This window comes from Jatrophihabitans sp. (assembly GCF_046262535.1).
In the GTDB taxonomy this organism is placed as follows: Bacteria; Actinomycetota; Actinomycetes; order Mycobacteriales; family Jatrophihabitantaceae; genus Jatrophihabitans.
Genome location: NZ_JBHEMO010000064.1, coordinates 1 through 17,273, shown reverse-complemented (window position 1 = coordinate 17,273; position 17,273 = coordinate 1). Strand labels below are relative to the sequence as shown.

General features: G+C 70.2%; 19 protein-coding genes, 1 pseudogene and 1 riboswitch. Of the genes and pseudogenes, 14 read left to right on the top strand and 6 right to left on the bottom strand.

The window, feature by feature from the left end:
• Positions 1-362 precede the first annotated feature (362 nt).
• The 12 genes and pseudogenes from ABR571_RS09525 (at position 363) to ABR571_RS09470 (ending at position 10,055) form a co-directional block, all read left to right on the top strand.
• Complete coding sequence (locus ABR571_RS09525; RefSeq protein ID WP_409452955.1) at positions 363-956, top strand: CDP-alcohol phosphatidyltransferase family protein; 594 nt, start codon at positions 363-365, stop codon at positions 954-956.
• Complete coding sequence (locus tag ABR571_RS09520; protein WP_409452954.1) at positions 953-1,819, top strand: DUF881 domain-containing protein; 867 nt, start codon at positions 953-955, stop codon at positions 1,817-1,819. Before ABR571_RS09525 ends, ABR571_RS09520 begins: the two co-directional genes overlap by 4 nt.
• Positions 1,816-2,148, top strand: coding sequence for a small basic family protein (locus tag ABR571_RS09515; protein ID WP_409452953.1), 333 nt, complete (start codon positions 1,816-1,818; stop codon positions 2,146-2,148). Before ABR571_RS09520 ends, ABR571_RS09515 begins: the two co-directional genes overlap by 4 nt.
• 152 nt (positions 2,149-2,300) lie before the next feature.
• Positions 2,301-2,945 (top strand): DUF881 domain-containing protein, encoded by a 645-nt coding sequence (locus ABR571_RS09510; protein WP_409452952.1) that lies wholly within the window; start codon positions 2,301-2,303, stop codon positions 2,943-2,945.
• A 69-nt stretch (positions 2,946-3,014) separates the two neighbouring features.
• Entirely contained in the window at positions 3,015-3,395 is a 381-nt protein-coding gene (gcvH, locus tag ABR571_RS09505; protein WP_409452951.1) for a glycine cleavage system protein GcvH, read from the top strand.
• Between the two features lie 160 nt (positions 3,396-3,555).
• Positions 3,556-4,068 (top strand): FHA domain-containing protein, encoded by a 513-nt coding sequence (locus ABR571_RS09500; protein WP_409452950.1) that lies wholly within the window; start codon positions 3,556-3,558, stop codon positions 4,066-4,068.
• Positions 4,065-4,823: a MerR family transcriptional regulator gene (locus ABR571_RS09495; RefSeq protein WP_409452949.1), complete on the top strand. Its 759-nt coding sequence runs from the start codon at positions 4,065-4,067 to the stop codon at positions 4,821-4,823. Before ABR571_RS09500 ends, ABR571_RS09495 begins: the two co-directional genes overlap by 4 nt.
• 77 nt (positions 4,824-4,900) lie before the next feature.
• On the top strand, positions 4,901-5,362 hold the full coding sequence (locus ABR571_RS09490; RefSeq protein WP_409452948.1) for a bifunctional nuclease family protein: 462 nt from the start codon (positions 4,901-4,903) through the stop codon (positions 5,360-5,362).
• A 189-nt stretch (positions 5,363-5,551) separates the two neighbouring features.
• Positions 5,552-6,097 (top strand): annotated as a pseudogene (locus tag ABR571_RS09485) (MerR family transcriptional regulator); the annotation flags it as partial.
• 102 nt (positions 6,098-6,199) lie between these two features.
• Positions 6,200-6,304: riboswitch (glycine riboswitch) on the top strand.
• A gap of 87 nt (positions 6,305-6,391) precedes the next feature.
• Positions 6,392-9,256: an aminomethyl-transferring glycine dehydrogenase gene (gene gcvP / locus ABR571_RS09480; RefSeq protein ID WP_409452947.1), complete on the top strand. Its 2,865-nt coding sequence runs from the start codon at positions 6,392-6,394 to the stop codon at positions 9,254-9,256.
• A 42-nt stretch (positions 9,257-9,298) separates the two neighbouring features.
• Entirely contained in the window at positions 9,299-9,700 is a 402-nt protein-coding gene (locus tag ABR571_RS09475; protein ID WP_409452946.1) for a Fur family transcriptional regulator, read from the top strand.
• 16 nt (positions 9,701-9,716) lie between these two features.
• On the top strand, positions 9,717-10,055 hold the full coding sequence (locus ABR571_RS09470) for a metallopeptidase family protein (protein WP_409452945.1): 339 nt from the start codon (positions 9,717-9,719) through the stop codon (positions 10,053-10,055).
• Between the two features lie 5 nt (positions 10,056-10,060).
• Here ABR571_RS09470 and ABR571_RS09465 read toward each other — a convergent pair whose 3' ends face one another.
• The 4 genes from ABR571_RS09465 to ABR571_RS09450 are packed head-to-tail and all read right to left on the bottom strand — an operon-like array spanning position 10,061 to position 13,441.
• A complete protein-coding gene (locus ABR571_RS09465) occupies positions 10,061-11,113 on the bottom strand; it encodes an NAD(P)H-dependent flavin oxidoreductase (protein ID WP_409452944.1) in 1,053 nt (350 codons plus the stop codon).
• Positions 11,110-11,850 carry a CoA-transferase subunit beta gene (locus ABR571_RS09460; RefSeq protein WP_409452943.1) on the bottom strand — a complete coding sequence of 247 codons (741 nt, stop codon included), beginning with the start codon at positions 11,848-11,850 and terminating at the stop codon, positions 11,110-11,112. Before ABR571_RS09460 ends, ABR571_RS09465 begins: the two co-directional genes overlap by 4 nt.
• Positions 11,847-12,698, bottom strand: a complete 852-nt coding sequence (locus ABR571_RS09455; protein WP_409452942.1) for a CoA transferase subunit A — start codon at positions 12,696-12,698, stop codon at positions 11,847-11,849. Before ABR571_RS09455 ends, ABR571_RS09460 begins: the two co-directional genes overlap by 4 nt.
• Positions 12,695-13,441 carry an enoyl-CoA hydratase family protein gene (locus ABR571_RS09450; protein ID WP_409452941.1) on the bottom strand — a complete coding sequence of 249 codons (747 nt, stop codon included), beginning with the start codon at positions 13,439-13,441 and terminating at the stop codon, positions 12,695-12,697. Before ABR571_RS09450 ends, ABR571_RS09455 begins: the two co-directional genes overlap by 4 nt.
• Positions 13,442-13,488: 47 nt before the next feature.
• Between ABR571_RS09450 and ABR571_RS09445 the strand changes: the two genes are divergently transcribed.
• Together ABR571_RS09445 and ABR571_RS09440 are read left to right on the top strand one after the other, a co-directional pair.
• Complete coding sequence (locus ABR571_RS09445; RefSeq protein WP_409452940.1) at positions 13,489-14,250, top strand: SDR family oxidoreductase; 762 nt, start codon at positions 13,489-13,491, stop codon at positions 14,248-14,250.
• Between the two features lie 7 nt (positions 14,251-14,257).
• On the top strand, positions 14,258-15,439 hold the full coding sequence (locus tag ABR571_RS09440; RefSeq protein WP_409452939.1) for an MFS transporter: 1,182 nt from the start codon (positions 14,258-14,260) through the stop codon (positions 15,437-15,439).
• A gap of 6 nt (positions 15,440-15,445) precedes the next feature.
• Here the strand turns inward: ABR571_RS09440 and ABR571_RS09435 are convergent, their stop codons facing one another.
• A complete protein-coding gene (locus ABR571_RS09435; protein WP_409452938.1) occupies positions 15,446-15,880 on the bottom strand; it encodes an SRPBCC family protein in 435 nt (144 codons plus the stop codon).
• A 1-nt stretch (position 15,881) separates the two neighbouring features.
• Entirely contained in the window at positions 15,882-17,042 is a 1,161-nt protein-coding gene (locus ABR571_RS09430) for a steroid 3-ketoacyl-CoA thiolase (RefSeq protein WP_409452937.1), read from the bottom strand.
• Between the last annotated feature and the right edge of the window lie 231 nt (positions 17,043-17,273).

Here is a 17,273-nt window from a genome sequence, read left to right as displayed (position 1 = left end):
GGCGCGCTGCCGTTGGTCGGCGTTCATTGCCGCGCTCGAGGCGCATGGGTGAATCGTGAAAGGCTTTGCATGTGTCGTGCTCCTTCTTATCCAAGGGGTTCGATCAAGGCCTCGGCTCGGTGCTGAAGACACCGGCCGGGGCCGTCTTGCTTCTGTAGCAACGCGTGTAGCAACGCGTGTAGCAACGGGTGCGGATCTACGGGTGTGTGTCGGTGTGTACCGACACCGGGAGGCCCACGATTGGGCGGTACGGTGTCACCGGTAGCCACCGGTAGACGGCATCCCGTTGCCTGGGGGTCAGGGGGTCGCAGGTTCAAATCCTGTCGTCCCGACAGAAGCAGACGGCGGCTCAGGAGGTTTCGGTGAGCGACACGGCCGCCGCCGGGACGGATCGGATCTGGACCATCCCCAACGCGCTGAGCGTGCTGCGGTTGCTCGGGGTCCCACTCTTCCTGTGGCTGCTGCTCGGACCGCACGCCGACGCCTGGGCCCTCGTCGTGCTGATGGTGTCCGGCTTCACCGACTGGCTCGACGGCGTTCTCGCCCGCGCGCTGAACCAGATGAGCCGGTTCGGCGCCCTGCTCGACCCCGCAGCCGACCGGCTCTACATCCTGGCCAGCCTGCTCGGGCTCGTCCTGCGCCACATCATCCCGCTCTGGCTGGCCATCGTGATCGTCGGGCGCGATCTGCTCGTCGGCCTGGCCCTGCCCCTGCTGCGCCGCGCGGGGTACGCGCCCCCTGAGGTCCATTACCTGGGCAAGGCCGCGACGTTCTGCCTGCTCTACGCGTTCCCGCTGCTGCTGCTCGGCAACTACCACGGCACGCTGGCCGACATCGCCCGGCCGGCGGCCTGGGGGTTCACGATCTGGGGTGCGGCGCTCTACGTGTGGTCCGGTGTCGTGTACCTGCACCAGATCGCCGGCCTCGTCCGCAACCCGGTGCGTCTGTCGACGTGACCCGGACGCAGCCCGACGATCGAGCGCTGGCCTCGGCCAGACTGTTGATGGACCTCGTCACCAACACGCTCGACCCGGGGTACGCCGACGCCGCTGCCCGTCGGGCGCCGGGCGCTCCGCCACGTCGCTACGACCGGGCGGCCGTCGCGGCCGGCTGCCTGCTCGTCGGCTTCCTGCTGGTCGTTGCCTACGTCCGCACCCACCGCGGTGCCCCCGAAGCCGCGAAGGTGCACGACCGGCTCGTCACGCGCGTCCGCAATGCCGAGCAGACTGCGAACACCCTCGCGGCCCGGGTCGGTGACACCGAACGCCGGCTCGAAGCCGCCCAGGACCAGGCCCTGCCGAAGACCGGCTCCGCCGCCCGCGACCTGGCCCAGCTCGAGGCGGGGCAGCAGACGGTGTCGGGGCCCGGCATCACCGTGACGCTCCGCGAGCCCAGCGCGCCGAGTGCCAGCCCGGACCCCGGGCGCGGCGGCACCACGCCGATCGACAACACCTTTATCCTCACCGACCGTGATGTGCGCAGTGTCGTCAACGAGCTCTGGCACGACGGCGCCGAGGCGATCTCGGTGAACGACGTGCGGCTCACGCCCACGAGTGCGATCCGCTTCGCCGGGGAGGCCGTGCTCGTCGACTACCAGCAGATAACGTCGCCCTACCGGATCCGGGCCATCGGTGCGCCCGACGACCTCTCGACCAACTTCGCAGAGAGCTCGGTGGCCAGCCGGTACCAGACGCTCGTGGGGGTGGACAAGATCGGCTTCAGCTTCAGCGAGTCCGACAAGCTGACCCTGCCCGGCAGTGGTCCGGTCAAGCTGCGGTACGCCCGGTTGCCGCCGGCGAAGAAGCGAGGAACCCGATGATCGCCGGTCTCGCGCTGATCGCCGGCATCGTGGCCGGCCTCATCCTTCGCCCGACGGTGCCGACGTGGCTCGAGCCCTACCTGCCGATCGCCGTCGTTGCCGCACTCGATGCCGTCTTCGGCGGTCTGCGGGCCCGGCTGGACGGCATCTTCGACGCGAAGGTGTTCGTGGTCTCGTTCATCTCCAACGTCCTGGTGGCCGCCCTGATCGTCTTCCTCGGCGACAAGCTGGGTGTCGGCAGCCAGCTGTCCACTGCGGTCGTGGTCGTCCTCGGCATCCGCATCTTCGGCAACGCCGCCGCCATCCGTCGTCACCTGTTCCGGGCGTGACCGTGGCCGACGAATCGCGTCCGGACGAATCGGGCCCCGACGACCGACCGAGGCCGGCCCCGGCCCCAGCTCCGGCCCCGGCCCCTACATCGTCGCCGGAGCCCGCCAAGAGGCGGCTGCACGGCACGCATGCGTCGGCCGCCGTCATCGGCGTGCTCACCCTCCTGCTCGGCTTCGCCATCGCCGTGCAGGTTCATGCCAACTCCTCCGGCGATGCGCTCTCGGGCCTGCGTGAGGACGACCTGATCGGCATCCTCGACAACCAGAACGCCCGCGCCGACCGGCTGCGCATCCAACAGGCGCAACTGCAGGAAAACCTCGCCCAGTTGGAGGACAGCGGCAACAAGGCGGCGGCGGCGCGAACCCAGGCGGCCGAGCAGTCCAAGGCCCTGGGAATCCTGCTCGGCACGCTGCCGGCTATCGGCCCCGGCGTCTCGGTGACCGTCACTGATCCGGACAGCAAGCTGACCGGCGAGGACCTGCTCGACGTCGTGGAGGAACTGCGTGGCGCCGGCGCCGAGGCCATACAGGTCGGACCGGTGCGGGTGACGACGACGACCTCGTTCACCGGCTCGGGCGACAGCATCGCCGCCGACGGCGCGATCCTCACGGCGCCCTACACCATGACCGCCATCGGTGACCCCAAGACGCTGAACACCGCGCTGAACATCCCCGGCGGCGTCGCGGCCACCGTCCGCACAGCGGGGGGCGAGCTCACCGTCGCCGAGCACACCAAGGTGGCCGTCGACGTGACCCGCGCGGTGGCCAAGCCCAAGTACGCCCGGCCGTCGCACTGACCGAGGCCCGCCCACACCGACTGGGTAGGGTCGGAGCGTCCGTCACGCTGTCGAGAGAGGCCCGTCCGCATGCCCGACGTACCCGACAACTTGAAGTACACCGCCGAGCACGAGTGGGTGCGGACCGACGGCTCGACCGTGCGGATCGGCATCACCGACTACGCCCAGGAGGCTCTCGGAGACGTCGTCTACGTGTCGCTGCCGGAAGTCGGCGCCACGGTGGCCAAGGGCGCCGCGGTCGGGGAGGTCGAGTCGACGAAGAGCGTGTCCGACATCTACGCGCCGCTGTCCGGAACGGTGACCGCCCGCAACGACAAGCTCGACGAGACCCCCGAGCTGATCAACTCCGATCCCTACGGCGAGGGCTGGATCCTCGAGATCGAGCTGTCCGACCAGACGGAGACGGAGGACCTGCTCGACGCCGGTGCCTATGGCACGTTGTCCGGTTGACCCCCACCCACTCATGATCAACTGAGATGATCGGGTGGATCTCAAGCTCCGATTGACCCTTGCCGCGAGGCCGTCCTAGGCTCGCTGCACCGACCGAGACCGCAATGTCGAGACTGCGTCCCGCCCAGCGGCCGACCGTCCGACACGAAGGGTGGCGCGCGTGTTCTGCACCGCTTGTGGCACAGAAAACCTGCCCGGCAGTCACTTCTGCGCGAATTGCGGGGCCGCGCTGCCGGCCTCCGCGTCCGGCGCGGATGTCACACGGACGATCACCACGACAGGGTCGGTGCCCGACGTCGATTCCGACTTCTCGCCCGAGGCGCACCAGGGCGCGGTCGACGCGCTGACGCCGGGCTCGGCGCTCCTGGTCGTCAAGCGCGGTCCGAATGCGGGCAGCCGGTTCCTGCTCGACCAGGACGTGACTTCGGCGGGTCGTCACCCGGACAGCGACATCTTCCTGGACGATGTGACCGTGTCCCGCAGGCATGCAGAATTTCGCCGCGAAGGTAGTGGCTACACCGTGCACGACGTGGGTTCGCTCAACGGCACCTACGTCAACCGGGAGCGGATCGATGCCGCGCCGTTGTCCGGCGGCGACGAGGTGCAGATCGGCAAGTTCCGGCTCGTCTACCTGACCGCAGCCGTCCGCACCGGCGTCGGGGCCAGAGGATGACGTCTCTGGGCGCTGCCCGCGGCAACTCGGCCGCAACGCTCACCATCGGCGATGTCCTGGCCCACCTGAAAGTCGAGTTCCCGGACCTCACGATCAGCAAGATCCGCTTCCTCGAGGACCAGGGCCTCGTCCAGCCCGAGCGCACGCCGTCGGGCTACCGCAAGTTCTCCGGCGGCGACGTCAGCCGGCTGCGCTACGTCCTGGCCCAGCAGCGCGACCACTACCTGCCGCTGCGGGTGATCAAGGACCAGCTCGACGCGATCGACCGCGGCCTGGCGCCGCCGGGCACGTCGACCGACAGCCCGCGCACCTCGCACATCGCAGTGGCGTCCATCGAGGACAACGCACCGACCGCCGAACACTTCCGACCCGCGCCGGCCGCCCTGCGGCTGTCCCGCGACGAACTGCTGAACGCGGCCGGCCTGCGCAGCGACCAGCTGACCGAGCTCGAACAGTTCGGCCTGGTCGCCAAGAAGCCGGGTGGCCACTACGACGACGACGCGCTGGCCGTGGCCAAGATCGTGGCCGATCTCGCCCACTTCGGGCTCGAGGGCCGGCACCTGCGCGCGTTCCGGACGGCCGCCGAGCGCGAGGTCGGCCTCTTCTCCCAGGTGGTCGGGCCGATGTCGCGGCAGCGTGGCAGCGAGGCCAAGGGGCGGGCCGAGGAGACGGTCCGCGAGCTGGCCGCGCTCTCCGTACGGCTGCACGCGGCACTGGTTCAGATAGGCCTTCGGGAAGTCGTCGGCCGGTCCTGATCACACGAGCCCAGGCTTCGACAAACGTGTAGCGTCGGATTCCGTACGTCAGGTCGAGGAGGTGGGTCGTGCACCCGATGCGAGTTGTGGGTGTTCGGGTCGAGCTGCCGGCCAACCAGCCCGTCGTCCTGCTGCGTGAAGAGGACGGGATTCGCTACCTGCCGATCTGGATCGGCGCGGTCGAGGCGTCCGCGATCGCCTTCCAGCAGCAGGGCGTCCAGACGGTCCGCCCGCTGACCCATGACCTGCTGCGCGACGTCATCTCCGCGCTGGGCACGCGGCTCGAGGCCGTCCACATCACCGAGCTCCGCGACGACGTGTACTACGCCGAGCTGCGCTTCGCCGGCGGGGTGACGGTCAGCGCCCGGCCCTCGGACGCCATTGCGCTCGCCCTGCGAGCGGAGGTGGAGATCCTCGGCTCGGACGCGGTCCTCGACGCCGCGGGCATCGAGATTCCGGACGAGCAGGAGGACGAGGTCGAGCGTTTCCGGGAGTTCCTCGACACGATCACGCCCGAGGACTTCGCGTCCGGCGCCTGAGTTCCCGATGGGCCGCGACCGGCTCGACGAAGCTTAAAGCTCAACTTGAGGGTTAACAAGTCGGCGTGGCGGATTGACCGGATCGCAGCGTCGACCTACCGTCGGGACAAGCGAATCACGACCGTGAAATTCTCTGGCGAGTTTCCGGGGCGTGCGCGGGCGAAAGGCGGGGTTGTGGACGAGGAACTTCCGGAGCAGGGCGCGCTTTTTGCCGATCCGTCCGCGTCCGATGCCGTCATCGGCTACCGCGGCCCGACCGCCTGCTCGGCCGCCGGCATAACCTATCGCCAGCTGGACTACTGGGCGCGTACCGACCTCGTCGTTCCGACGATCCGCAGCGCCACCGGCTCGGGCAGCCAGCGGCTCTACTCGTTCAAGGACATTCTCGTCCTCAAGGTCGTCAAGCGGCTGCTCGACGCCGGCGTATCACTGCAGAACATCCGAGTCGCCGTCGATGCGCTGCGGTTGCGTGGCGTGGACGACCTGGCCCAGGTGACGCTGCTGTCCGACGGCACGTCGGTGTACGAGTGCACCTCGTCGGAAGAGGTCGTCGACCTGCTGCGCGGAGGTCAGGGCGTGTTCGGCATCGCTGTCAGCGGGGCACTGCGCGAGCTGCGCGGATCGCTGGCCCAGCTGCCCGGCGAGCGGGCCGACGGCGCTGAGGCGGAACTGGCCGAGCCCAACCCGAACGACGAGTTGGCCCGCCGGCGCCAGCAGCGCAGCGCCACCGCCTGACCCTGCGTCTCCCCGCCTCGTGTGGTTGAAGATTTCGTCCCCCATCAACCATGTCGGGTGGGAAGGCGGTCCTGGTTCGCTGGTACCGTGGAAGACGGCTGAAGACCGCATGTGGGAGAGCCGAACCGCACCGCGCACGCGGGTGTGGCCGGCGCCGAAGGGGCAACATCCCCGGAACCTCTCAGGCACCCGGACCGCATGAGGAAGGCCACTCTGGAGGGGCACTCCCGACAGACGGGGAAGCTGTCACCGAAAGGTGACGGTGTCGACCCGGATCCTGGAGCGCACCCGACGATGACCTCGCTTTCCGATCTCGAGCGGCACGGCCCCTTCGTTTCGCGGCACATCGGCACCGACGCCGACTCCCAGCAGCGGATGCTCGACACACTCGGCTACGCGTCGCTCGACGACCTGCTGGCCGACGCAATTCCGGCGTCCATCCGCGAGAAGCTCGCCCTGGCGCTGCCGCCGGCCGCCACGGAGGCGGAGGTCGCCGCCGAACTGCGGGTATTGGCCGACCGCAACCAGCCGCTCACCTCGATGATCGGCCTGGGCTACCACGGCACCATCACCCCGCCGGTGATCCGCCGTAACGTGCTCGAGAACCCCGCCTGGTACACCGCCTACACGCCCTACCAGCCCGAGATCAGCCAGGGTCGGCTCGAAGCGCTGATCAACTTCCAGACCATGGTCGAGGATCTCACCGGCCTGCCCGTGGCCGGCGCCTCGGTGCTGGACGAGGCCACCGCGGCGGCCGAAGCCATGGCCCTGACCCACCGTGCCTACCGTGCGGCCAAGTCCGGTGACACGTTCGTCGTCGATGCCGACGTCCTTCCCCAGACGCTGGACGTCGTCCGCACCCGCGCGGTGCCGCTGGGGCTGCGCGTCGTCGTGCACGATCTCGACACCCCGCTGCCCGAGGGAGGCGTCTTCGGCGTGCTGGCGCAGTACCCCGGCGCGACCGGCGCGATCCGCGACCTGCGCCCCTTTGCCGACGCGGTCCACGAGCGGGGCGCCCTGCTCGTCGTGGCCGCCGATCTGCTCGCCCTGACGCTCGTGACGTCACCGGGCGAGGCGGGCGCCGACGTGGCGGTCGGCAACACCCAGCGCTTCGGCGTGCCGCTCGGATTCGGCGGCCCGCACGCCGGCTACCTGTCGGTGCGCACGGGCCTCGAGAGGCAGCTCCCCGGCCGGCTGGTCGGAGTCTCGGTCGACGCTGACGGCGCGCCGGCCTACCGGTTGGCGCTGCAGACCCGCGAGCAGCACATCCGCCGCGAGAAGGCCACCAGCAACATCTGCACCGCGCAGGTCCTCCTGGCCGTCATCGCCAGCATGTACGCCGTCTATCACGGGCCGGACGGCCTCCGAGCGATCGCCCGGCGCGTCCACCGGTTCGCATCGATCCTGGCCGCCGGTCTGCGCGACGGTGGGGTCGAGATCGCCGACGGTCCGTTCTTCGACACGGTCACGGCCTCGGTTCCCGGCCGCGCCGCCGCCGTGGTGGCGGCCGCGCGCCAGGCCGGCATCAACCTGCGTCTGGTCGACGGCGACACGGTCGGCGTCACCTGCGACGAGGCCACCACCCGCGCTCACATCGCCTCGGTCTGGGCCGCCTTCGGCGTCTCGCTGGGCGACGATGACGTCGACGGCCTCGACACCGACACCGAGATCCCGCACGCGCGGACCTCGGAGTTCCTCACCCACCCGGTGTTCTCGGCCCATCACCCGGAGACGGCGATGCTGCGCTACCTGCGCCGGCTCGCCGACCGCGACTACGCGCTCGACCGCGGAATGATCCCGCTCGGCTCGTGCACGATGAAGCTGAACGGCACGACGGAGATGGAGCCCGTCACCAATCCGGGATTCGCCGACATCCACCCGTTCGCCCCCGAGGGCCAGTTCGACGGCTACCTGCAGCTGTTCACCGATCTGCAGAACTGGCTCACCGAGATCACCGGGTACGACGCCGTCTCCCTGCAGCCCAACGCCGGGTCACAGGGTGAGTTCGCCGGCCTGCTCGCCATCCACGAATACCACCGCGCCAACGACCACGAGCACCGCGACGTCTGCCTCATCCCGGCGTCTGCCCACGGGACGAACGCGGCCAGCGCGGTGATGGCCGGGATGCGGGTCGTGGTCGTCAAGACGAGCGGCGACCAGGGCGAGATCGACATCGACGACCTCAAGGCCAAGATCGCCGAGCACGCCGACACCCTCGCCGCGATCATGGTCACCTACCCGTCCACCCACGGGGTCTTCGAGGATCACATCGGCGAGATCTGCGCGCTCGTGCATGACGCCGGCGGCCAGGTCTATGTCGACGGCGCCAACCTCAACGCGATGGTCGGCCTGGCCCGCCCGGGCAAGTTCGGCGCAGACGTCTCGCACCTCAACCTGCACAAGACGTTCTGTATCCCGCACGGCGGCGGCGGCCCCGGCGTGGGTCCGGTCGCCGTGCGCGCCCACCTGGCGCCCTACCTGCCCAACCACGCGTTGCAGCCGCTGGCCGGCCCGCAGACCGGTCCCGGCGCGATCTCGGCCGCGCCCTGGGGCTCGGCGTCGATCCTGCCGATCACCTGGGCCTACATCCGGCTCATGGGGCCGGACGGGCTGACCGCGGCCACCGGTGCCGCGATCCTCGCCGCCAACTATGTGGCCAAGCGCCTCGCCGACCACTTCCCGACTCTGTACTCGGGCGGCCACGGACTGGTGGCCCACGAATGCATCCTCGATATGCGCGCCATCACCCGCGAGACCGGCGTCACCGTCGACGACGTCGCCAAGCGGCTGATCGACTACGGCTTCCACGCGCCGACCATGTCGTTCCCGGTCGCGGGCACGCTGATGGTCGAGCCGACCGAGTCCGAAGACCTGCACGAGCTCGACCGCTTCGTGGCGGCAATGATCGCCATCAAGGGTGAAATCGATCGCGTCGCGGCCGGCGAATGGCCGGCCGATGACAACCCGCTGCACAACGCGCCGCACACCGCCGAGTCGATCGCGGAGGACTGGGATCACCCGTACTCCCGCACCGAGGCGGCCTATCCGGCTGGTGTCGACCCGCGCTCGAAGTACTGGGCCCCGGTACGGCGGATCGACGGCGCGTTCGGCGACCGCAACCTGGTCTGCGCCTGCCCGCCGGTGGCCGAGTACGCCTGACCGTGCCGCCGCGTTGGTAACGATTACCGATAGAGTGGGCGGGTGACTCCTCGGCAGCGCGCGACCAAGCAGGGCGCCGCGGTGCGCGACGCGCTGGCGACGGCCGGCGGTTTCCGCAGCGCGCAGGACGTGTATGCGGTGCTGCGGGCCGCCGGCGGGTCGGTCGGGCTGTCGACGGTCTATCGGCACCTCCAGTCGCTGGTCGAGGACGGTGTCGTCGACGTCATCCACACACCGGACGGCGAGGCGACCTACCGCTTCTGCGGCGACGCCGGGGACCGGCACCATCACCACCTGGTCTGTCGACGGTGCGGGCGCACCGAGCAGATCGAGGGGCGCGCCGTCGAGCGCTGGGCCGGCGAGGTCGCGCGTGAGCACGGCTACGCCGAGGTCGACCACACCGTCGAGCTGTTCGGCGTCTGCCCGGCCTGCCGGGCGGCGTGAGCTCCGCCGCCGGCTGATGATCGACATCGGCGAGGAGCGCTTCGAGGAGATGGTCGGCGAGGCGCTCGACACCCTGCCGCCCGAGCTGGCCGCGACGATGCGCAACGTCGTCGTTGTCGTCGAGGACGGCGACGACCTACAACTGCTCGGCCTGTACGAAGGCATCCCGCTCACCGAGCGGCTCTCGGACTACTCGGCCGTCCTGCCCGACAAGATCACGATCTACCGGCGCGCGATCTGCGCGCACTGCGACACCGAGGCCGACGTGATCCGTGAGGTACGCACGACCGTCGTCCACGAGGTCGGGCACCATTTCGGGATCAGTGACGATCGGTTGCACGAACTCGGCTGGTGAACGGATCAGTCGAGGACGGACGGCAGCTTGGCGATGATCGCCTCGGCCTCGGCGACGATGCTCTCGATCAGGTCCCGGCAGCTGGGCAGGTCGTCGAGCATGCCGACCACCTGACCGCTGGCCAGCACCCCTGCCTGCGTGTCGCCCTCGACGAGCCCGGCCCGCAACAGCATCGGCGTGTTGGCCGCCATGATCATCTGTGACCAGGTCTGTTCCTTGCCGTGCTTCGTCGCCAGCCCTTCACTGATCATGTCGCGCCAGCGCAGCTTCGTCATCCGCTGGAACCGCTCGGCATTGCGGACGGCGTGGTACAGCCCGACCACGCGGCTCGAGCGCTCCAGGTGCTCGACCAACTCGGTGCGCAGCACGCGGTGGGGCATGCCGTCGACGCGGGTGGTGACGACGGTGCCGTCCAGGCCGCGCTCCAGGTAGAGGCGCTTGACCTCGTCGGGCACGGTGCTCTCGCGAGTGAGCAGGAAGCGGGTGCCCATGGCCACTCCCGCGGCGCCGTAGGACAGCGCGGCGGCCAGCCCGCGCCCGTCGAAGAAGCCGCCCGCCGCGATGACGGGGATGTCGACCGCGTCGAGCACCGACGGCAGCAGGAGGGTGGTGGCGACGCCACCGGTGTGCCCGCCGCCCTCGCCGCCCTGCACGATGACGGCATCGGCGCCCCAGTCGGCGACCTTGCGGGCATGCTTGGCCGCGCCGATGGAGGGGATGACGACCGACCCGGCCGCCTTGAGCCGCTCGATCAACTCCTGCTTTGGGGCGAGTGCGAACGACGCGACCCGCACGCCGCGTTCGATGAGCAGATCCACCCGGTCCGATGCGTCGGCGGCATCGGCGCGGAGGTTCACCCCGAACGGTTGCGACGTCCGGGCCTTGGTCTCGTCGATCGCGACGACCAACTCGTCGAAGGTCATGGTCGCACTGGCCAGGATGCCCAAGCCACCGGCCTCGGCGGTCCCGGCGACGAGCCGCGGCCCGGCGACCCAGCCCATTCCGGTCTGGACGACGGGGTGCCGGACACCGACCAGCTCGGTCAATGCCGTCCTCACGAGGGCACCTCCTTCTCGCGGTAACCGTTCGGGTCGAGCACCCCGCGCAGCAGCTTGAGTTCCTCGTCGGTCGGCTCGCGGGTGGTCGGTACGTCGTCGGCGACCAGCGGGAATCCGGTCTCGGCCTGCACCTGTTCGACGGTCACGCCGGGGTGCACCGAGGCGATGCGCATGGCGTGGTCGGGGGTGGCGAAGTCGAGGACGGCGAGGTTGGTGACGACCCGGAACAGGTCGTGGAAGCGGCCGGCGGCGTCGACCGCGCGGTCGTAGCCCACGCCCGAGGCGAAGTCGACCGACTCGACGAAGACGCGGGGAACGTGCTTGGCCACCCAGTAGCTCGTCCGGTGGTTGACGGTGTTGCCCGGCGCTCCGCGGGCGCCGAACATCTGCCGCGTGGGCTGCGCGTGATCGCCCAGGCAGGAGATGTTCTGGTTACCGAACCGGTCCACCTGGTTGGCGCCCATGACGACGTGCCGCGTGCCGGCGGCGACCACGTCGAAGACCTTGCGGTACGGCAGCCAGCCCTCGAGCGGCGCGCTGCCGCCGATCGGCGGTGTCTCGGCCAGGAGGAACGCCTCGCCGTCGGAGATCAGCAGGTCGGGATTGCCGGTCAGCCGGGCCAGGCGGGCGCCGATGGAGGGCATGGTGCCCATCGGGCTGGCCAGGATCTCGCCGTCGTCGGCGAACAGGTCGGCGCACGCGACGGCACACACGTCCGCGCGGGTGAACCCGGTCATGCGGGCACTCCGATCGCCGACTGGTACGTCGCCTCGTCGCCGGCCAGATAGGTGCCGGCGAACGCGGGCCACGCGTCCTCGTCGCCCGCCGCGGTGGCATAGCTGCGCTGGAACGCCTCGTCCCGGCCGTAGTCCGGCGCGCACGACGTGAAATGCGCGCCGTTCGGAGTCTCGACCACGGCGTCGACCATCATGCGATTGATTAGCAGCGCCTGCGGCGGGGCGGCGGCGACCAGTTCGGCCGTCGACACCACCTGCTCGCACGACACCACGCGGTGCTCGGCGGCCAGGCAGAAGAGGTCGTCGAAGTAGGGGTCGGGTCCGAGATAGGCGGCGTTGCCGGAGACATCGGCCCGGTTGAGGTGGACGAGAGCCATGTCGAGGTTCAGCGCCGGCATGGCGACGAGTTCCTCCTCGTCGTCGTAGGGGGAACGAACGGTTCTGATGCCCGGGTAGTACGTCAGCACGTCGGAGCCGAGCCCGGCGCGGATCGGCAGAAACGGCAGCCGCTGGGCGGCGGCGCGCAGCCCGGCCACCACCATGCCCTCGTCGACCTCGCGGACCGTGATCGCTCCGGTCTGGCGGGCACGGGCGAAGTGCGGGTCGTAGGGGACCGAGTCGAGCGAGACGAAGCCGAAGACCAGTTCGCGGACCTTGCCGGCTGCACAGAGCAGCCCCACGTCCGGGCCGCCGAACGAGACCACCGTGAGATCGCGAACCGGGGTGCGCAGGATCGCCCGGATCAAGGCCATGGGTTTGCGCCGCGAACCCCAGCCACCGATGCCGATCGTCATGCCGTCGTGCAGCCCGGCAACCGCCTCGTCCACCGACGTGGTCTTGTCGCTCACTGGTTGCCGCCGACGAACGCGTCGCGGTGCTCGTCGGCCACGCCGGCCAGGTTGAGCTCGAAGGTGAAGCCCTGTTCGTAGCGGTAGCTGCGGTGCACGTCTTGCCCGTCGATGCCGTTGAGCGCTTCCTTCGCCGCGCGGATGACGCGGGTGTCCTTGACGGCGATGTCCCGGGCGACGGCGAGCGCGGTCTCGTCCAGATCGGCTCGCGGCACGACGCGGTACACCGATCCGTGGTGCTGCAGCGTGGCAGCATCGACGGTCGACGCGGTGAAGTAGAGCGCCCGCATGAGGTGCTGGGGGACGAGCCGGGCGAGGTGGGTGGCGGCGCCGAGTGCCCCGCGATCGACCTCGGGCAGCCCGAAAGTGGCGTCGTCGGAGGCCACGACGACGTCGGCGTTGCCGACCAGACCGATCCCGCCCCCGAGGCAGAAACCCTGCACGGCGGCAATGACGGGAACCGGGCAGTCGTAGACGGCCGCGAACGCGGCGTAGCAGCCGCGATTGGCTCCGATCAGCGCGTCGAAACCGCTCGTGCGCTGCATCTCCTTGATGTCGACCCCGGCGTTGAAGCCGCGGCCCTCGGCCCGCAGGACGACGACGTGCGTGGCCGGATCCCGTCCGGCGTCGCGGACCGCGTCGGCCAGGTCGAACCAGCCCTGGACGGGCACGGCGTTGACCGGCGGGTAGTCGACGGTGACGAGGGTGATCCCGCCCCCTTCGGAGGACGTGCTGATGCCCATCGACGCCGCCTTCCCGAAACAAGCAAGTGCTTGGTAGGTTAGCAGACGTGGACCTCGGGCTCGGCGGTGCGATCGCCGTGGTGACCGGCGGCGTCCGCGGGGTCGGGCGGGGCATCAGCGAGGTGCTGGTGGAGGCCGGGGCGACCGTGATCGCCTGTGCCCGGCGCCGGCCGGAGGACGACGTGCCGGGCGTCGAGTTCCACGCGTGCGACGTTCGCGATCCTGAGCAGGTGCAGGCGATGACGACGGCCGTCGTCGCACGGCACGGCAGCCTCGATCTCGTCGTCAACAACGCCGGGGGAGCGCCGCACACGGACGCGGCCACGGCCAGCCCGCGGTTGCACGCCAAGGTTGTCGAACTGAATCTGCTCGCCCCGTTGATCGTCGCGCAGGCGGCGAACTCGGTGATGCAGCGCCAGGCGACGGGCGGCTCGATCGTGATGGTCAGCAGCGTCAGCGGCCACCGGGCGTCACCGGGTACGGCGGCCTACGGCGCCGCCAAGGCCGGATTGGACAACCTGGTGGCGTCCCTGGCCGTGGAGTGGGCGCCCAAGGTGCGGGTGAACTCGGTCGTCGCGGGCATGGTGCGCACCGAGCAGGCGCACCTTCACTACGGCGACGAGGCGGCGATCGCCGCGGTCGGCGCGACGGTGCCGCTGGGCCGGCTGGCCGAGCCGGCCGAGATCGGCCGGTGCGTCGCCTTCCTGGCCTCGCCGCTGGCGTCCTACGTGAGCGGCAGCACCTTGACCGCGCACGGCGGGGGTGAGGTCCCGGCGTTCCTGGCCGCGGCTCGCGTCGAGGGGTGTTGACGACCGCGTGGGTTTGCCGGCTGGGACTCCCGACGGCGCGACCGGCAGCTGGGGTCCGGTTCTCGCGTACGCCGCGCTGAGCGCCTCCAACCAGATGCTGTGGTTGACGTACACGCCCTTCACCACCGACGCGGCGCGGCACTACGGCGTCTCGTCGGGCGCCATCGGCTGGCTGGCCGAGATCTTCCCGCTGGTCTACGTCGTCCTGGCCGTACCGGCCGGCCGGCTCATCGACCGCAACCTGCCCCTCTGGCTGGGAACCGGTGCGGCGCTGACCGCGCTGGGAGGTCTGCTGCGGCTCGCCGGCGACGATTACCTGCCGGTGCTCGCCGGGCAGCTCCTGGGGGCCGTCGCTCAACCCCTCGTCCTCAACGCGGTGACGGCGGTGTCGGCCGGCTACCTCCGCGAGGGCGACCGGCCGACCGGCATCGCCGCGTCGTCCGCGGGCATCTTCGCCGGGATGGTGCTCGCGCTCGTCCTCGGCGCGGCGCTCGGTTCCGGTCATCTGGCGATCCTGCTGACGGTGCAGGGCGTCCTGTCACTGGTCGCGGGCATCGGGCTGTGTCTGGCCCTGCGCCGGCCGCCGAACGGGTCGGCGGGGGCGGCGTCGGCGGTACCTCTGCGCGCCGTGTGGGCCGACGCGTACATCCGCCGGCTGACCGGGCTGGTCTGCGTGGGCTTCGGTGTCTTCGTCGCACTCACCACGTGGTTGCAGGCGCTGCTCGAACCGGTGGGCGTCTCGGAGAACGCGGCTGGCTACCTGATCCTCGCGATGGTGGTGGCCGGCGTGGCGAGCTGCTCGGTGGTGCCACCGCTGCTGGCCCGCAGGCAGTGGGAAGCGCGCTTCGTCCTGACCTCCGTCCTCGTCGGAGCGTCGGGGTTGGTTCTGCTGGCGGCGCTGCCCGGCGTCGGAACCGGACTGGCTGTGGCCATCGTCCTCGGGATCCTGCTGCTCACCGATCTGCCGATCGTGCTCGAGTTGGCCGAGCGCCGGGCCGGTGCCGCCGGCGGCACGGCCAGCGCGCTCGTGTGGCTGGCCGGCAACGCGGCCGGGCTCGTCGCTGCGTTGCTGGTCCAGGTGCTCGTGCACCGTCCCGCCGCGGCGTTCCTCCTGCTCGCGGGCATGCTCCTGCTCGGGCTGCCGCTGCTCCGGCGGCCGGGCATCGGTGGGTTGCGACGGGTCAGCTGACGAGGCTCAGACGGCGACGTGCTTCTTCAGCTCGCGCAGCGAGTTCTTCAGCGATTGCTCACGGATCAGTTTCTTCATCGGACCGGGTACGAAGAATCCCACCTCGGCCACGATGTCGACGGTGACGTCGGTGGACCCGTCGTCACGGGGCGAGAAGGTGTACACGCCGGTGTTCTCCTTCAGGTCGCCGCTGACCTGCGCCCAGCTCAGGCTGTTGGGCAGGTCGTAGCTGTAGCGCACGACGTAGTCGACCTTGCGCACCTTGGCGTCGACCTTCATCCGCACGAGCGATCCGCGGCCGTCGGAGTCGCGCTCGAGGACCTCGCACTCGAGCACCGCGGCCTGCCAGTCGGGGAAGGTCTCGAAGTCGGTGAGCGCCTCGATGATCTTGTCCGCCGGCGCGGCGATGACGTCGGTCAGTCCGCTGGAATCGTTGCTCATGTCAGATCCTCTCGATGATGGTGCCGGTGGACAGCGCGCCACCGGCGCACATCGTGATCAGGGCGGTGCTGCCGTCGCGCCGCTCCAGTTCGTGCAGTGCCGTGGTGATCAGGCGCGAGCCCGTGCTGCCCACCGGATGCCCGATCGCGATGGCGCCGCCGTTGACGTTCAGCTTCTCCGGGTCGGCGCCGTGCACCTGCAGCCACGACATCGGGACCGAGGCGAACGCCTCGTTGACCTCGAACAGGTCGAAGTCGTTGATCGTCATCCCGCTGCGCTCGAGCAGTCGCGTCGTCGCCTGCACGGGACCGTCGAGGTGGTAGTACGGCTCGGCGCCGACGAGGCACTGGCTGACGATCCGGGCGCGCGGCGTGAGCCCGAGGGCCCGGGCGCGGTCTTCGTCCATCAGCAGCACGGCGGCCGCGCCGTCGGAGATCTGTGAGGACGTGCCCGCGGTGTGCCGGGCTCCGTCGTACACCGGCTTGAGCCCGGCCAGCCCCTCGGCCGTCGTGTCGCGCAGCCCTTGGTCGCGGGTGACGGTGCGCGTCTCGCCCGTCGGCTTGCCGTCCTCGTCCAGGACGGGCGTCTCTATGGGCGCTACCTCGCGCTCGAAGTGGCCGGCGTCCCACGCCTGCTTGGCTTTGCGCTGCGAGGCCAGGCCGAAGGCGTCGAGCTGTTCGCGGGTGAGGTGGCGCCGCTCGGCGATCCGCTCGGCCGCGAGGAACTGGTTGGGCATGTCGATGTCCCACGAGTCCGGCCGAGGTGAGCCGGTCTCGCCGCGATTGGCGCCGAGCGGGACGCGCGACATCGCCTCGACGCCGCACGCGATGCCGACATCGATGGCCCCGGCCGCGATGAGCCCGGCCACGAGGTGGTTGGCCTGCTGGGCCGACCCGCACTGCGCGTCGATCGTGAACGTGCCCGTCTGCCAGGGCAGCCCTGAGCTCAGCCAGGCGGTGCGGGTGACGTTGTTGGACTGCTCCCCGGCCTGGGTGACGCAACCGCCGGCGACCTGCTCGACGAGCGCGGGATCGATTCCGGCGCGCTCGACGAGGGCTTTCTGGGCCGCGCCTAGTACCTCGGCCGCATGCAGGCCCGCCAGCCAGCCGTTGCGCCGTCCGATCGGAGTGCGCACAGCCTCCACGATCACCGCAGAACCCACTGCTCGCGCCCTCTCGTCGTCGCCGCTCCGGCTGTCCAGCCAAAGTAGAACATGTTTCTATCCGGTCGCAACAGATGCCGATGCAACTCTTCACTCTGCGCCGCGGCTTATGCTTCAATGCAAGTAGAACGTGTTGCAGATTCTCTGCGATCGACCGAACCAGGAGGCCGGCGTGCCAGTGCCCCAGCTCCCCGCGGACTTCGACGTCAACGACCCTGAGGTCTATGTGCA

Bases quoted from the DNA above. Each gene is read 5' to 3' on its own strand.
- ABR571_RS09515 (WP_409452953.1), top strand. From the start codon at position 1,816: ATGATCGCCGGTCTCGCGCTGATCGCCGGCATCGTGGCCGGCCTCATC.
- gcvH (WP_409452951.1), top strand. From the start codon at position 3,015: ATGCCCGACGTACCCGACAACTTGAAGTACACCGCCGAGCACGAGTGG.
- ABR571_RS09495 (WP_409452949.1), top strand. From the start codon at position 4,065: ATGACGTCTCTGGGCGCTGCCCGCGGCAACTCGGCCGCAACGCTCACC.
- ABR571_RS09490 (WP_409452948.1), top strand. From the start codon at position 4,901: ATGCGAGTTGTGGGTGTTCGGGTCGAGCTGCCGGCCAACCAGCCCGTC.
- gcvP (WP_409452947.1), top strand. From the start codon at position 6,392: ATGACCTCGCTTTCCGATCTCGAGCGGCACGGCCCCTTCGTTTCGCGG.
- ABR571_RS09470 (WP_409452945.1), top strand. From the start codon at position 9,717: ATGATCGACATCGGCGAGGAGCGCTTCGAGGAGATGGTCGGCGAGGCG.
- ABR571_RS09460 (WP_409452943.1), bottom strand. From the start codon at position 11,850: ATGACCGGGTTCACCCGCGCGGACGTGTGTGCCGTCGCGTGCGCCGAC.
- ABR571_RS09450 (WP_409452941.1), bottom strand. From the start codon at position 13,441: ATGGGCATCAGCACGTCCTCCGAAGGGGGCGGGATCACCCTCGTCACC.
- ABR571_RS09435 (WP_409452938.1), bottom strand. From the start codon at position 15,880: ATGAGCAACGATTCCAGCGGACTGACCGACGTCATCGCCGCGCCGGCG.